This is a genomic window from Hydrogenophaga sp. RAC07, from assembly GCF_001713375.1.
Lineage (GTDB): Bacteria > Pseudomonadota > Gammaproteobacteria > Burkholderiales > Burkholderiaceae_C > Hydrogenophaga.
The window spans coordinates 629,024-644,334 of the sequence record NZ_CP016449.1 but is presented as its reverse complement, the minus strand read 5'-3'; the positions used below and the strand labels follow the sequence as shown (position 1 = coordinate 644,334).

General features: G+C 67.1%; 17 protein-coding genes. All 17 read right to left on the bottom strand.

Going from position 1 to position 15,311, the window contains the following annotated elements:
• Window positions 1–44: 44 nt before the first annotated feature.
• Window positions 45–890, bottom strand: coding sequence for a DUF429 domain-containing protein (locus BSY239_RS03025; protein ID WP_069045539.1), 846 nt, complete (start codon window positions 888–890; stop codon window positions 45–47).
• Window positions 891–897: 7 nt separating this feature from the next.
• Complete coding sequence (locus BSY239_RS03020) at window positions 898–1,779, bottom strand: DMT family transporter (RefSeq protein ID WP_069045538.1); 882 nt, start codon at window positions 1,777–1,779, stop codon at window positions 898–900.
• Between the two features lie 134 nt (window positions 1,780–1,913).
• Entirely contained in the window at window positions 1,914–2,339 is a 426-nt protein-coding gene (locus BSY239_RS03015) for a BLUF domain-containing protein (protein ID WP_069045537.1), read from the bottom strand.
• A gap of 29 nt (window positions 2,340–2,368) precedes the next feature.
• Window positions 2,369–3,094: a GTP cyclohydrolase I gene (gene folE / locus BSY239_RS03010; RefSeq protein ID WP_069045536.1), complete on the bottom strand. Its 726-nt coding sequence runs from the start codon at window positions 3,092–3,094 to the stop codon at window positions 2,369–2,371.
• A 37-nt stretch (window positions 3,095–3,131) separates the two neighbouring features.
• Entirely contained in the window at window positions 3,132–4,997 is a 1,866-nt protein-coding gene (locus tag BSY239_RS03005) for an ATP-dependent DNA ligase (protein ID WP_069045535.1), read from the bottom strand.
• On the bottom strand, window positions 4,994–6,037 hold the full coding sequence (locus BSY239_RS03000) for a ligase-associated DNA damage response exonuclease (protein WP_069045534.1): 1,044 nt from the start codon (window positions 6,035–6,037) through the stop codon (window positions 4,994–4,996). Before BSY239_RS03000 ends, BSY239_RS03005 begins: the two co-directional genes overlap by 4 nt.
• 255 nt (window positions 6,038–6,292) lie before the next feature.
• Complete coding sequence (gene clsB / locus BSY239_RS02995) at window positions 6,293–7,534, bottom strand: cardiolipin synthase ClsB (protein WP_236944127.1); 1,242 nt, start codon at window positions 7,532–7,534, stop codon at window positions 6,293–6,295.
• A 65-nt stretch (window positions 7,535–7,599) separates the two neighbouring features.
• On the bottom strand, window positions 7,600–8,328 hold the full coding sequence (locus BSY239_RS02990) for an endonuclease/exonuclease/phosphatase family protein (RefSeq protein WP_172823063.1): 729 nt from the start codon (window positions 8,326–8,328) through the stop codon (window positions 7,600–7,602).
• A 42-nt stretch (window positions 8,329–8,370) separates the two neighbouring features.
• Entirely contained in the window at window positions 8,371–8,829 is a 459-nt protein-coding gene (gene nudB, locus BSY239_RS02985; protein ID WP_069045531.1) for a dihydroneopterin triphosphate diphosphatase, read from the bottom strand.
• Between the two features lie 11 nt (window positions 8,830–8,840).
• Window positions 8,841–9,152 (bottom strand): YqjK family protein, encoded by a 312-nt coding sequence (locus BSY239_RS02980; RefSeq protein ID WP_069045530.1) that lies wholly within the window; start codon window positions 9,150–9,152, stop codon window positions 8,841–8,843.
• Complete coding sequence (locus BSY239_RS02975; protein ID WP_069045529.1) at window positions 9,149–9,523, bottom strand: phage holin family protein; 375 nt, start codon at window positions 9,521–9,523, stop codon at window positions 9,149–9,151. Before BSY239_RS02975 ends, BSY239_RS02980 begins: the two co-directional genes overlap by 4 nt.
• An 11-nt stretch (window positions 9,524–9,534) precedes the next feature.
• Window positions 9,535–9,855 carry a DUF883 family protein gene (locus BSY239_RS02970; protein WP_056273030.1) on the bottom strand — a complete coding sequence of 107 codons (321 nt, stop codon included), beginning with the start codon at window positions 9,853–9,855 and terminating at the stop codon, window positions 9,535–9,537.
• Between the two features lie 150 nt (window positions 9,856–10,005).
• Window positions 10,006–11,808 (bottom strand): aspartate--tRNA ligase, encoded by a 1,803-nt coding sequence (aspS, locus tag BSY239_RS02965; protein WP_069045528.1) that lies wholly within the window; start codon window positions 11,806–11,808, stop codon window positions 10,006–10,008.
• A gap of 48 nt (window positions 11,809–11,856) precedes the next feature.
• On the bottom strand, window positions 11,857–12,537 hold the full coding sequence (locus tag BSY239_RS02960; protein ID WP_069045527.1) for a DUF502 domain-containing protein: 681 nt from the start codon (window positions 12,535–12,537) through the stop codon (window positions 11,857–11,859).
• 10 nt (window positions 12,538–12,547) lie between these two features.
• A complete protein-coding gene (locus BSY239_RS02955; RefSeq protein WP_069045526.1) occupies window positions 12,548–12,889 on the bottom strand; it encodes an FmdB family zinc ribbon protein in 342 nt (113 codons plus the stop codon).
• Between the two features lie 161 nt (window positions 12,890–13,050).
• A complete protein-coding gene (ubiB, locus tag BSY239_RS02950) occupies window positions 13,051–14,616 on the bottom strand; it encodes a ubiquinone biosynthesis regulatory protein kinase UbiB (RefSeq protein WP_069045525.1) in 1,566 nt (521 codons plus the stop codon).
• The gene (locus tag BSY239_RS02945; RefSeq protein WP_069045524.1) at window positions 14,613–15,245 is read right to left on the bottom strand and encodes a ubiquinone biosynthesis accessory factor UbiJ; all 633 of its coding nucleotides are present in this window, start codon (window positions 15,243–15,245) and stop codon (window positions 14,613–14,615) included. Before BSY239_RS02945 ends, ubiB begins: the two co-directional genes overlap by 4 nt.
• Window positions 15,246–15,311: the final 66 nt, after the last annotated feature.

The following is a 15,311-nucleotide window of genomic DNA, read 5'->3' as shown; positions in this document are numbered from 1 at the left end:
GCAGGGTCTACGCACTGTCGCGCGGGTTGATGCGCGCAGGCGGCTCAGGCGCTGACGATCCAGCCTTCGAGCGGATCGAATTCGGGCAGGCCCCAGCTCGCATGGCCCGACTCGTGTTGCGCCTGCGCCCAGGCGGCCTGCAGCAGGCAGAGCACGGCGTCCAGGCTGTCGCCGCTGGCGTCGTCGGCCAGCGCATCGCGTTGCGCGTGCGTGAGCTTCAGGCGCAGGCCACCGGCTTGCAGCAGTGGCGCCTGGCCGTTCTCCAGTGCATTGATCAGCGTCTTGCGCGCGATCAGGCGGTCGGGCGTTTGTTTGGCCTTGTCGTCGCTTTTGTACGAAGTGGTGCCCAGCACGCTGCGCGCCAGCAGCCCGGGATAGGCCTCCAGGCCCACACGCGAGCCATCTCCATGCAGCAGACCGGGCAGCGTGATGCCTGCAGCCATGAGGCGCGGCACGCCCGCGTGCAGCATGAAAGCCACCGGCGGGTTGACCCACTTCATGCTCGGGCTGGAGCCGGCCGGTCCGTCGGTGGCGCGGTGGGCGAACTTGCCACCCACCGGGCGGGCGTTGCAGAACCCGGCAAAGGCCTCGCGGATGGTTTCGCGGCTGAGGCCGGCGTAATGGGTCATGCAGGCCGCCCAGTCGGTGGGCCAGCCCAGGGTGGTGACGAGTTCGCGCGGCAAACCGAACGGCAGATCAAAACCGCCCACCCAGTGGCCGGGCTCGGCCATGCGCACCGCCCAGGCTTCAAGCGTCTCGAAGCGCTCCATGCCGTTGATGACGATGCGCTTGCGGTCGGTGCGGCCCACGGCCAGCGTGATGGGTTTGCGGCGGCTCGGCGCGCTGGTGAAATCGCAGCCCAACAAGGACGGCGAAGGTGAAGTCGTCATGCCGTGATCATCCCAGCGCCAGCGCCATCACGCCCGCAGCGATCAACATGGCCCCCAACAGCCGCGCGACCCGGTCACCTTCGCCCAGCAACTGGCCGCCGATCAATGCGGCGAACAACATCGACACCTCGCGCGCCGGCGCCACATGCGACAACGGCGCCTGCTGCATGGCAAAGAGCACCAGCACATAGGCCACCGGGCTCACCACCGCCACCAGCAAGGCGTAGCGCCATTGCGTGTGCCAGAGCTGCACGGCCGTGGGGAGGTCGCGCAGCACGCTGGGCGCGAGCAGCGCCACGCGCACGAAGTTGCCCATGTAGTCCACCAGGATGGGTGACATCAGCACCACCTTGACCGCGTAGCCGTCGACCACGGTGTAGGACGCAATGAACACGCCGGTGACCACGCCATAGACCATGCCCTTGTGCACACGCATGCGCGCCACCGGGTCGTGCGCAGCGCGCAACAGGCCGGGCCCGCCCGCAATCAGGAACACACCACCCACCACGCCGGCAATGCCGGCCAGGCCCAGCGCGGAGATCTGTTCACCCAGCAGCACGATGGCCACCAGCGACGACAACAGCGGACCGGTGCCTCGCGCCATGGGGTAGACCACGGTGAGGTCGGACTTGCGGTAACCGCGCAGCAGGATGACGTAGTAGATGACGTGGAGCACGCCGCTGGCCAGCACCAGCGCCCATTCGATGGCGCCCCAGCCCGGCACCACATCGCGCCCGATCCACCAGCCCAGCGGCGCCCACACCAGCATCATGAGGAAGGCGCTGAAGAAGGCGAAGCGCGCGTCGCCCCCGGCCTTCTTGGCGGCGATGTTCCAGCAGGCGTGGATCAGGCCCGCGAGAACGATCAGGCCGAGCGCAGTCAGGGACATGCAACGTCAGAAGAAGGCAGATCCGAGGGGCACCGCGGGTCCGGCTCCGCCGGCCCGAGGTGCCGTCCCCCTTCCAAGCGCCGCAGACGCGCCAGAGAGGGGGGAAGCCGCGCAGCGGCGCAGGGGGGAGACCTTCAAGCCCTGCCGATGATGCTCGCGGTGGCCATCAACTCTTCGAGCAGGGCAAGAGAAACCTTGCCCGACACCGCGTACGGATCGAACTCGGGCTTCTCCGAGTACTTGAGCACGATGGAGGTGTTGAGCTTGGACAGATTGACCTGGCCCATCGTCCAGCCACCGAAGCGGCGCTCGGTGATTTCTTCGTAGTGCAGCAGTTCCACGCCGGTGTGGCGATCGTCGGCCACGATGTGGTTGTAGAGCGTGTTGACCGCACTGCGACCGCCTTCAATCGCCTGCAGGAACACGCCACCGCCGTAGCACAGCACGCCGGTGATGCCGTAGCCCATGTTGTGCGAACGCGAGGATTCGAGGATGGATTCGATCACGCGGGGGGAATCTTTTTCGACAGCGCGGCTGACGTAGAGGAGGCGGACGAGCATGGTGTTCTTCTTCTGGACGTTCGTTGGATTCAGCGCGGGATGAGCGAGAGGAATTCGCGCCGCAGGTTGGGGTCTTTGAGGAACACGCCGCGCATGACCGAGTTGATCATCTTGCTGTCCAGGTCTTTCACGCCGCGCCAGGCCATGCAGTAGTGGCTGGCTTCCATCACGAGAGCCAGGCCGTCGGGCTGGGTCTTTTCCTGGATCAGGTCGGCCAGCTGCACCACGGCCTCTTCCTGGATCTGCGGGCGACCCATGATCCACTCGGCCAGGCGCGCGTACTTGGACAGGCCGATCACGTTGGTGTGTTCGTTGGGCATCACGCCGATCCAGATGCGGCCGATCACCGGGCAGAAATGGTGGCTGCAGGCGCTGCGCACCGTGATGGGTCCGACGATCATCAATTCGTTGAGATGCTCGGCGTTCGGGAATTCGGTAATGCTGGGCGCCTTGACGTAGCGCCCGTTGAACACTTCCTTGATGTACATCTTGGCCACGCGGCGCGCGGTGTCGCCGGTGTTGTGGTCGTTGTCGAGGTCGATGACCATGCTGTCGAGCACGCCTTTCATCTTCTCGGCGACCTCGTCGAGCAACAGCTCGAGCTCACCCGGCTCGATGAATTCGGCGATGTTGTCGTTGGAATGGAAGCGCTGGCGCGCCGCTTTCACACGCTCGCGGATCTTGACGGACACGGGCGTGCCGATGTCGTCGTCGGGTGCAGGAGGGGTCGTGGGGGGGTCGGTCTTCAGCAGCATGGGCGCATGCTATCACCCGACTTGTCGCGGACCGTTCTCAGTGGTCTTGACCGATTTTCGCTGGGGTTTTCACCAGCAGCTGCTCCAGATCCTGCAACGTGCTCGCCTCGTGCAGGGGTTTGTCGTGCCGGATGCGCTGCATGCGCGGAAAGCGCAGCGCCACGCCGCTTTTGTGGCGGGTGCTGCGGGCGATGCCTTCAAAGGCGAGTTCAAACACCATCGTGGGCCGTACGCTGCGCACCGGCCCGAACTTCTCCAGCGTGTGCTGGCGGATCACCGCGTCGACCGACTTGAACTCGTCGTCGGTCAGGCCCGAATAGGCCTTGGTGAAAGCCACCAGTTGCAGCGCGCCGGGCACGGCGGGTTCGCGCCGGGCAATGGCGTCCACCACGGACTGGGCCTCGGCGGCGCTGGCCGGCGCGCGGCTCCACACGGCGAAGGTGTAGTCGGTGTAAACCGAGGCACGGCGACCGTGGCCGGCCTGGGCGTAGATCAACACGCCGTCGATGCTCAGCGGGTCGATCTTCCATTTCCACCAGGCGAGCACACCGTCTTCGCTGCCGGTGCCCGGACCGGCCCAGCGTTTCTGGCGCCCGGAGCCGTAGACGCTGTCGCGGTGCTTGAGCATGAGGCCTTCCACACCGAGCTTGCGTGCCTTCGAGCGTTGTTCGGCGAGCGTGGTCCAGTCGCTGCCGTCGATGCGCGGAGACAGCCACAGGCGCGGGCCGGTCGCCACGTTCAAACCCGCTGCCAAGGCCTCCAGGCGGGCTCGGCGTTCGGTTTGTGGCAACGCACGCAGGTCTTGTGCGCCGGCTTCCAGCAGGTCGTAGGCCATGAAGCTCACGGGTGCGTCGGCCAGCACCTTGGCGTTGAGCGTCTTGCGGCCGATGCGTTGCTGCAGCAACGCAAACGGCGCGGGCCGACCGGGCCGGTCGCTGCCGGGCAAGGCTGGCCCGCCCTCCTCGTCCCAGACCAGGATCTCGCCGTCGACCACCGTGCTGTCGGGCCAGCGCTGCGCCAGGGCCTGCAACTCGGGGAAGCGGTCGCTCATGAGCTCCTCGCCGCGCGACCACACCCACACCTGACCGGCGCGCTTGACGATCTGGCCGCGGATGCCGTCGAACTTCCACTCGGCCAGCCAGTCGCCGGCCGGTCCCAGCCGCGCCTGCATGGCCTGCGCGATGCCGGTGCTGGCGACTTCCATGTCCAGCAGGCCGTCGCTGGCATCCCTGCCCAGCGGACTGGCGAGAAAAAACGGATAGGGTTGGCTGGGCTCGCGACCGGCATGTTCATCGCCCGCTGTCTCGACGGGAGCCAGCAGCGACCGGTATTGCGCAGCGGTGGGCAGTCGCTTGCCGTCGGTGAAACCCATCATGCGCGCGGCCACCTGTTTGGCGTCCAGCCCCGCGTGTTGGGCGATGGCGCGCTGCACGAGCAGCTTGCTCACACCCACACGGAAACCGCCGCCCACCAGCTTGACCAGCAGGAAACGTCCGGTGGCATCGAGCTCGCGCCACCAGTTGCGCAAGGCCACGGCCACCACCTCGTCGCCCTGCCCGCGCAGCGGCAACAGGCGCTGCTCCATCCAGTCGCTCAGGCTGGTGGCCAGACCGTCTGCGCTCGCGGGCGCGGGCAGCACCAGCGCGATGGTTTCGGCCAGGTCGCCCACGGCCTGGTAGCTCGCGTCGAACAGCCAGGCGGGCAGGCCAGACGCCTCTTCGGCCAGCGCGCGCAGCTGCGCGGTCTTGATCAGCTGGCGCGGTTTTCCGCCCGAGAGGAAGTACACGGCCCAGGCCGCGTCGGCATCGTCCACCGCGCCCAGATAGCGCTGCAGCGCCGTGACCTTGGCGCTGGTCGAGGTGGTCGCGTCGAGTTCGGCGAACAGGTCGGCGAAGCGCTTCATGCTGCGGGAGCGGGCACGATCTCGGCCCGGGTTTCGTGCTCGTCGCCATATTCGGTGTCGAAGCCCTCGGCCTGCAGGCCTTGCTCCTGCAGGTACCTCACCAGCACCGGGACGCTGCCGTGCGTGACGATCACGCGCTCGGCGCCGCTGGCTCCGATGGCGCCCAACAGGCCGGGCCAGTCGGCGTGGTCGCTGAGCACAAAGCCGCGGTCGTGGCCACCGCGCCGGCGCTGGCCACGCACCTGCATCCAGCCGCTGGCGAACGCGTCGGAAAAATCGCCGAAGCGTTTGATCCACGGTGTGCCGAGTGCACTGCCGGGGCAGAGCACCAGCGCGCGCTGCAGACTGGCCTTGTCGGTCACGTCGCTGACCATCAGCGTGTCGGGCAGTGCCACGCCCACCGCGCGGTAGGCGCGGTTGAGCGGCTCGACCGCGCCGTGGCAGACGATGGGGCCGATGGATGCGTCCACCCCGCCCAGGATGCGCTGCGCCTTGCCCAGGCTGTAGCACACCAGCACGCTGGCGCGCCCGGCAGCGGCGTTGTCGGCCCACCACTGGTTGATCTGGCCGAACAGCTCGGCGTCGGGCCGCCAGCGGTAGATCGGCAGGCCGAAGGTGGACTCGGTGATGAAGGTGTCGCAGCGCACCGGCTCGAAGGGTGTGCAGGTGCGGTCGGGCATGGCGCCGGCCGGTGTGGTGCGGTAGTCGCCGCTGGCCACCCACACGCGGCCGCCATGCTCGACCCGCACCTGGGCCGAACCCAGCACATGCCCAGCCGGGTGCAGCGAGATGCGCACGCCGTGGTGCTCCACGGTTTCGCCATAGGCCAGCCCCTGCATCGTGATGCCCTGCCCCAGCCGCGAGCGCAGCAGGCCTTCGGACACCGCGGTGGCCAGGTAGTGCGCATGACCAGGGCGCGCGTGGTCGGCGTGCGCGTGCGTGATCACGGCGCGCTCGACCTTGCGCCAGGGATCGATGTAGAAGTCGCCCGGCGGGCAGTACAGGCCCTGCGGGCGCTGGACGATCAGGTCGTCGTTCATGCGGGGATCCGCCGCCGGGCCGCCCCAAGGCGGATCAGCCCCCCCGGGGGGCAGCGGACCACGCGCAGCGGGGAAGCGTGGGGGCAACGGATCCGCCGCCGGGCCGCCCCAAGGCGGATCAGCCCCCCGGGGGGCAGCGGACCACGCGCAGCGGGGAAGCGTGGGGGCAACGGATCCGCCGCCGGGCCGCCCCAAGGCGGATCAGCCCCCTTGGGGGGCAGCGACCCGCGCAGCGGTGGAGCGTGGGGGCAGTCATCAGTAGCGATGACCGGTGACAAACAAGGTCGCGCGCATGATGCCGAACGCGATTCGATCGAGCACCCTCTGCGTCCAGTGCCGGCTGCTCAAGGCCCGCACATCGACCATGTCGCCCGCGTTCTGTACCAGGCCATCGAGGTGGCTGCGCAGCAACTCGGCAAAGCGCCGGTCGGTGGTCATCACATTGGCCTCGCGCGCCAGCAGCAACGAGAGCGGGTCGAGGTTGGTCGATCCCACCGTGGCCCAGCGCTCGTCCACCACCGCCACCTTGGCATGCAGCGCGCTCGGGGCGTACTCGTGGATCTCGATGCCGGCGTTGACCAGGTGCTGGTAGACCGGCCGCGCGGCGCGGTACTGAAAGAAGTTTTCGTACCGGCCTTGCGAGAGCAAGCGAACCCGCACTCCCCGCGCGGCCGCCAGGATGAGCGCGCGGCGCAGCTTGCGTCCGGGGATGAAGTACGCGTTGGCGATCACGATCTCGCGCCGCGCCGCGCCGATGGCCTTGAGGTAGGCGCGTTCGATGTCGTGGCGGTGGCTCACGTTGTCGCGCAGCAGCAGCGTGGCGCGCGCACTGTCCACGCCCAGGGGCGCGGCGCTGCTGTCGCCAAACGCGCTGTCGCTGCCCTGCCCACTGGTGCGGGCCGTCTCCAGCTTTTGCAGCAGACGCGAGAAGTCGCCCACCGGGCGCGACTCGCGCAAGGCTTCCCACGCCGCCTTGAACTCGCGCCGGCGAGCCTGGCGCGCGGCCTGCAGGCGCCACCACAACTGCTCCATGGTCTCGGCCATGTCCTGCACCAAGGGGCCGGCCACGCGCAATGAAAAGTCCAGCCGAGGAGCGTCCAGCTTGCCCAGCGCCACATCGTCCTGGTCGTCGATGATGTTGATGCCACCACAAAACCCCACCGTGCCATCGACCACGCAGAGCTTGCGGTGCAGGCGCCGCCAGCGGCTGGGCAGCAGCAGGCCGAATCGGCCCAGCGGTGCGTAGATGTGCCAGTGCACGCCGGCGGCGTCGAACCGCTCCCGCCATGTCGGCGGAATGACCGGCGTGCCCACGCCGTCGATCACCAGCCGCACCACCACGCCGCGCTGCGCCGCGCGCTCCAGTGCTTCGGCCACGCTGAGTGCGGAGCCGGCAAACTCGAAGATGTAGGTTTCCAGGTGCACCACACGGCGCGCGGCATCCATCGCCGCCACCAGCGCCGGAAAGAACTCGGCGCCGCCTTGAAGCAGCAGCAACTGGTGGCCCCCTCGCAAAACACCGCGCACGGCGCGCGAACGGCGTGAAGTCCGGGTTCTCGCTTTCACAGCTCCAGCTCGGCGATCAGCGGCAGGTGATCGGACATGCGCGCCCACGCGCGGCCGTGAGGCACCTGCGCCGACACGGGCCGCAGCCCGCGCACGAAGATGCGGTCCAGGTGCAGCAGCGGCAGGCGGGAAGGATAGGTGGGCAGGCGGATGCCTTCAAAGGTGCGCAGGCCGAGGTCGGCCATGGGTTTGAGCAGCTGCGCGCCCCAGTCGTTGAAATCACCCGCCACGATCAGCGGCGCGGTTTCGGGCACGCCGGTGGCGACGTACTCGCCCAGGCGCTGCACCTGGCGGGTACGGCTGGCGTGGATCAGCCCCAGATGTACCACGACCACGTGCACCTCGATGCCGTCGATCAACAGGTGCACATGCAACAGCCCGCGCTGCTCGAAGCGGTGGTCGGACACGTCGGAGTGCTGGGTGCCGATCACCGGCCAACGGGACAACAGTGCGTTGCCGTGTTCGCCGTGGCGCGTGGTGGCGTTGGTGCGGTACACCGCCTCGTAGCCGTCGGGTGTGAGGTAACTGGCCTGGTCCAGGTCGGGCCAGCGGGTGAATTGTTTCTCCAGCTTGCGGTTGTGTTGCCGCACCTCTTGAAGACACACGATGTCGGCATCGAACTGCTCGACCGCGTGCGCCAGGTTGTGGATCTCCAACCGCCTCCCGGGACCCAGGCCTTGTACGCCTTTGTGGATGTTGTAAGTGGCGACGCGAAGAATGCTCATGGGGCAAATCATGCCACCAACCCCACACGCGCCATGCGTCAATCACTTCAAACTTGTGACCATTCTGGGCAGCCACGAGATCGCCTCGGCATTCGACGGCGAGAAGCAGCGCTCGATCGCTTCCGTCCAGGGCAGCCACACCTGATCGCGGTGCTCGCGCGGGCTGAGAACCACCGGCACAGCCCGGGGAATGCACAGGCCGAACAGGTGCTCGGTGTTGTGGGTCACGGCCTCGGCATAGCGGTGGCGCCACTGCGGGTAGATCTCGTACACGTTCTCCAGCGCCCAGTCGGTCAGCGCATGGCCGGGCGCCCGCACATCAAGCCCGGTTTCTTCCGCCACCTCGCGCGCGGCCGTCCGCTCGAAGGGCTCGTCGGGCGAGTCCTTCGAGCCGGTCACCGACTGCCAGAAACCCGGCGCATCGGCGCGTTCGATCAGCAGCACATCCAGCGCCGGGGTGTGGATCACGACCAGCACCGACTGCGGAATCTTCGGTGGCATGGGAGACCGGGTCAGAAGAGGCGAGCCGAATGGCCTGCCGCCCGGGCGCGCTGCAACAGCTTCCAGGCCGACCATGCCCGCAGGGCCAGGCCGAGCGAGCGGCGCGGCCGCCACACGAGCACAGCCAGAACGCTGCCGGCCACCGCCAACGGATTGGCGCGGATCCAGAGCCAGGCGTCCTGCAACCGGTCGGCCCACCTCCAGGCGGGCTGCAACACCTGCAACTGGTCCACCAACTGGCCGCGCAACTGGCCGGAACGCTGCACCAGCAACTGGCGCCGTCGAGCGAGTTGCTCGGCGCGGTCGGGCTCGGCAACGCTCACGACCGCAGCTCCTCGCGGTCCTGCTTGAGTTCTTCCACCGTGGCCGAAAACAGCCGGGTACCGCTGCGCAGGCGCTCACGCGCCAGCCACGCCGCCACCCCCCCGAGGGCGATGAACAAGCCGGCGAACACCGCCAGGGGCAGCAGGCGGTGGCTGTCCCACAGCGCCACCGTGATCAGCATGGCCAGAAAGCACAGCCCCAGGCTGACAAAGGCCACCGCCACGGCGCCATAGATCAGCAGGCCGCCCACACGCAGGATTTCTTCCTGGGCTTCCACGCTGAGCAACTCCAGCCGTAGCTGGAGCAGCTCGAGCACGGTGCCGGTCAATCCCTTGAGCGAGGCCGACAGGCGGGTCGGTGGCGCAGACATGCCGCGACCGTTCAACGCCGGCTGATGAGCAGCCCGATCACCAGGCCAATGCCGGCGGCGGTGCCCACGGCGCGCCAGGGATGCTCGTGCACATAGTCGTCGGTGGCGCGCGCCATCTCGCGGGTTTTTTCCTTGATCGCGTCTTCGGCGTCCAGCAGTTTGTGGCGGGCCAGTCGCAGGTTTTCATTGATGCGCTCGCGAAGCTCCACCACCTTGCCTTCGGTCTGGTGGGCGGTGGCCACCATCAGCTCTTCCGCGTCGGCGATGACGCGCTGCAGATCGGCCACCAGTTTCTCCTTGTTGGCCAGGGTGTCTTGGGCGTTCTTGCTCATGGGAAGGCTCCTTTCAAAAAAGCCATCCTAACAAACCCTCACCCGTATCTGGCCGTACGTTTCGTTACCGCACCTTCCCGGTGCGGAACCTTCGGAAGACCAACAAAAAAAGGGCGGCATGTGCCGCCCTTTTCGCCAGGCCCAACAGGCTCATGCGGTTTTGGCCAGGTCCGTGTTGCGCAGGCGGATGTGCAGTTCGCGCAGCTGCTTCTCGTCCACCAGGCTGGGCGCCTGGGTCAGCAGGCACTGGGCGCGCTGGGTCTTGGGGAAGGCGATCACGTCGCGGATGGATTCGGCACCGGTCATGAGCGTGACGATGCGGTCCAGGCCGAAGGCCAGTCCGCCGTGGGGCGGCGCACCGTACTGCAACGCGTCGAGCAGGAAGCCGAACTTGACCTGGGCCTCCTCGGGCGTGATCTTGAGCGCGTCGAACACCTTCTGCTGCACGGCAGCGGTGTGGATACGCACCGAACCGCCACCGATTTCCCAGCCGTTGAGCACCATGTCGTAGCCCTTGGCGATGCACTTCTCGGGCGCGGTGACCATCCAGTCCTCGTGGCCGTCTTTGGGTGCGGTGAAGGGGTGGTGCACGGCGGTCCAGCGGTCGGCTTCCTCGTCGTGTTCGAACATCGGGAAATCCACCACCCACATCGGGGCCCAGCGGCTTTCGAACAGGCCGTTTTTCTTGCCCAGCTCGCTGTGACCGATCTTCAGGCGCAGCGCGCCGATGGCGTCGTTGACGACCTTGGCCTTGTCGGCGCCGAAGAAGATGATGTCGCCGTTCTGCGCCTTGGTGCGCGAGAGGATGTCTGCAACAGCCTTGTCGTGCAGGTTTTTGACGATCGGGCTCTGCAGGCCGTCGCGGCCCTTGGAAGCGTCGTTGACCTTGATCCAGGCCAGGCCCTTGGCGCCGTAGATCTTGACGAACTCGGTGTAGGCGTCGATCTCGCTGCGGCTCATGTCGGCGCCTCCGCGCACGCACAGGGCAACGACACGGCCACCTTTCATGGTGGCGGGCGCCGAGAACACCTTGAAGTCCACATCGCCCATCACGTCGGTGAGTTCGGTGAACTCGAGCGAGACGCGCAGGTCGGGCTTGTCGGAGCCGAAGCGGTGCATGGCTTCGCTGTAGGCCATCACCGGAAACTCGCCGAGGTCCACGCCCAGCGTGTTCTGGAACACCGTCTTGATCATGCCCTGGAACATGTCGCGGATGTCTTCCTCGGTCAGGAACGAGGTCTCGATATCGATCTGGGTGAACTCGGGCTGGCGGTCGGCGCGCAGGTCTTCGTCGCGGAAGCACTTGGTGATCTGGTAGTAGCGGTCGAAGCCGGCCACCATCAGCAGCTGCTTGAACAGCTGTGGCGACTGCGGCAGCGCGAAGAAGTGACCATCGTGCACACGGCTGGGCACAAGGTAGTCGCGCGCGCCTTCGGGCGTGCTCTTGGTGAGCATGGGCGTTTCGATGTCGATGAAGCCGTTGGCGTCCAGAAACTTGCGCACTTCCATCGCCACGCGGTAGCGCAGCATCAGGTTGTTCTGCATGTAGGGGCGGCGCAGGTCCAGCACGCGGTGCGTGAGGCGCGTGGTCTCCGACAGGTTGTCGTCGTCGAGCTGGAAGGGTGGCGTGACCGAGGGGTTGAGCACCTTCAGTTCGTGGCACAGCACCTCGATCTGGCCGCTTTTCAGCTTGTCGTTGGTGGTGCCGGCGGGGCGCGCGCGCACCAGGCCGGTGACCTGCACGCAGAACTCGTTGCGCACGTCTTCGGCGGTGCCGAACATCTCGGCGCGGTCGGGATCGCAGACGACCTGCACATAACCTTCGCGGTCGCGCAGGTCGATGAAGATCACGCCACCGTGGTCGCGACGGCGGTTGACCCAGCCGCAGAGCTTCACGGTTTCGCCCATTTGGGCCTCGGTTACCAGACCGCAGTAGTGGGTACGCATCGCCATTTCGCTTTTTCTTTCAACAGGTTCGCGGGCCGGGCCCGCGGGGGAACATCAGGGGGTCTTCTGGATGGCGCCATCGGCGCCCACCTTGAGATGCGGGTTCTTGGGGCCGCCGGGCACAATCACGCCCATCGACACGATGTAGGTCAGCGCTTCGTCCACGCTCATCTGCAGCTCCACGCAGGCGCTCTTGCGCACCATCACGAAGTAACCGCCGGTGGGGTTGGGCGTGGTGGGCACGTAGACGCTGTGGAACTCGTCGAGCTCACCCGAGCGCCCCGGCTGGGCCTGGAGCTGAAGCAACACATCACCTGCTGGTGAGCCGGTGAGAAAACCGATGGTCCACATGTCTTCGTGCGGCCACTCGATCAACAGCGCCTTGCGAAACGCGTTGCCCTTCTCGGAAAACAGCGTGTCCGACACCTGCTTCACGCCCGAGTAGATCGAGCGCACCACGGGTATGCGGTGCAGCAGCGCGTGCCACCAGCTCACCAGCTTGTTGCCGATGATGTTGGACGCCAGCGCCCCGATGGAGAGCACCACCACCAGTGCAAACACCACGCCCAGGCCGGGAATGTGCATGCCGAGCAGCTGGTCGGGCTGCCAGCTGGTGGGCAGGATGCGCAGGGTCTGGTCGAGCGTGCTGACCACCCACTCCAGCACCCAGAGCGTGATGATCAGGGGCACCAGCACCAGCAGGCCCGAGAACAACCATTTGCGCAAAGACGGCATGAGGCTCGGCTCAGGAACCCGACGGCGTGGTCGGGGTGGCGCTTGCAGGCGCGGCCGCGGGGGACGCGGCTGGCGCGGGCGCCGGTGCGGCGGCGGCATCACCTGCCGGCTTGGCCGGAGTGGCTGCGGTGGGCGCGCCATCGGAAGCCGGCGTGGCGGCGGGCTTGCTGCCCTCGCGGAAATCGGTGACGTACCAGCCCGAGCCCTTGAGCTGGAAGCCGGCGGCGGTCAGCTGTTTCTTGAAGCTGGCCTGCCCGCACGACGGGCAGACGGTGAGCGGGTCGTCGGACATTTTCTGCAGCACGTCCTTGGCATGACCGCAGGACTCGCACTTGTAGGCATAGATGGGCATGGCGTGAACCTGATGAAGAGGGGGACGTCCCGCCGGGGCAGCCGCCCGACGGGCGCGCCGTGTTCCCTCGCGGGAAGTGGAACAAAACCCGTCATTATAAATTGAGGGGGATTGTCGCGCCGCCCGCCGGGCGGCGGCCCCGACGCCTCAACGGCGCAGGGTCACCACAGGCGCACGCGCACCAGCACCTGCATCACGACCAGCCCGAGCAGGAAGCCCAAACCGCCGTACACGATGGCCTGCAAGAGGCGGTTGGTGCGCCGCTGTTCGGCCAGCAGACTGTCGAGTTCGCGCCGCAGCTCGTGTGGCTTGTGCTGCAGGTAGTCGTTGAGCAGGCGGGGCAAGGCAGGCAACAACTTGGCATATTGCGGCGCCTCGGCCTTGAGCTGCTGCAGCAGCTTCTGCGGTCCGACCTGCTCGACCATCCAGGTCTCGAGGAAAGGCTTGGCGGTGTTCCACAGGTCCAGCTCGGGATCCAGGTCGCGCCCCAGACCTTCGATGTTGAGCAAGGTTTTCTGCAGCAGCACCAGCTGCGGCTGGATCTCGACCTGAAAACGGCGCGAGGTCTGGAACAGGCGCATGAGCACCATGCCCAGCGAGATTTCCTTCAGCGGACGGTCGAAATACGGTTCACACACCGCGCGTATCGCGGATTCGAGCTCGTCCACACGCGTGCCGGCGGGCACCCAGCCCGACTCGATGTGCAGCTCGGCCACGCGCTTGTAGTCGCGGCGGAAAAACGCGGTGAAGTTCTGCGCGAGGTATTCCTTGTCGAACTCGGTGAGCGTGCCGACGATGCCGAAATCGAGCGAGATGTAGCGCCCGAAGGTGGCGGGTGCCGTGCTCACCTGGATGTTGCCCGGGTGCATGTCGGCGTGGAAAAAGCCATCGCGGAACACCTGGGTGAAGAACAGCGTCACCCCGTCGCGAGCCAGTTTCGGAATGTCCACGCCGAGTTTGCGCAGCTCTTCCACGCGGTTGATCGGCAGACCGTACATCCGCTCCATCACCATCACCTCGGTGTGGCAGTAGTCCCAGAGCATTTCGGGGATCAGCACCAGGTCCAGTCCCTGCATGTTGCGGCGCAGTTGTGCTGCGTTCGAGGCTTCGCGCAACAGGTCGAGCTCGTCGTGCAGGTACTTGTCGAACTCGCCCACCACCTCGCGCGGCTTGAGGCGTTTGCCGTCGGCCGAGAGCCGCTCGACCCAGCCCGCCATCATGCGCATGAGGCTGAGGTCCTTGTCGATCACGGCCGCCATGTTGGGTCGCAGCACCTTGACCGCCACCTCGCGCCCGCCGTGGCGGCCATCGCGCAAGGTCGCGAAGTGCACCTGGGCGATGGAAGCGCTGGCCACCGGCACCTGCTCGAAGTGGCTGAACACCTCGCTCAGCGGCTTGCCGAACGCGCGCTCGATGCTGGCCACTGCGACCTCGCTGGGAAACGGCGGAACGCGGTCCTGCAGGCGGGCGAGTTCGTCGGCGATGTCGGGGGGCAGCAGGTCGCGCCGGGTGGAGAGCACCTGGCCGAACTTCACGAAGATGGGCCCCAGGCGCTCCAGCGCCTCGCGCAGCCGCTCGCCCCGAGGCTCATCGAGGTTGCGTCCGACGGAAACGATGCGCGTGAGCAGGCGGATGCCACGACCGCGGAAGCTGGAGAGCACCAGCTCGTCCAGCCCGTAGCGCAACACCACCCAGACGATGAAGGCGCCGCGAAAGAGCCGCGTCATGCGCTCGGTCCGCCGTCGCGCGGCGGCACGCCGGCTTCGGACGTGGGCGCAGATGCAAAGGGCGGCCGGGGCGGAAACCCGCCGGGCATGCGGTCCACAAACGATTTGATGGCCGTTGACGCGGAGCGCGCGAAACGCGCGATGGTGTGGGCGGTGGCATCACCCACCACGCGGGACAGGTCTTCCTCCACGTCCCAGCGCACGTTGTCCACCAGCCAGGCCACCTCGGCCGCGAGTTGCACGTCACCCTGGATGTCCACGCCCGGCTTCTGCCCAGCCAGCACGCTTTGCGCGAGTTCCAGCGGCGAGGTCTGGGTGAGTGTGACGCTCAGCTCGGGCTGGACGCCAGGCTCACAACGCTCGAGCAGACCGGCCGCGGTGGGCGCGAGCGTGAGGTTGAAATCGCCCCACTGGATGCGAACCGGCTTGCCTTTCTGGCGCTTCAGGCGGTCTTGCGCCGCAGGCTCCTGCATCAACACGTGGTTGAGGAACAGCACCAGGCGGTTTTGCAACTCGTCCACCACCCAGTCGGGCGGGCGGATCGAGCCCAGCAGGGACTGCAGAAAGTTCAGGGGTGAAGCGCCGGACGTGCCGGGGCCAGATGGAGAAACGGGTGGTTCATTTTTCATGACCACCCGATTTTGACGGATAAAACCCGGCGGGCGGCGCCTTCGGCCATTGCCCCGACGGCACCG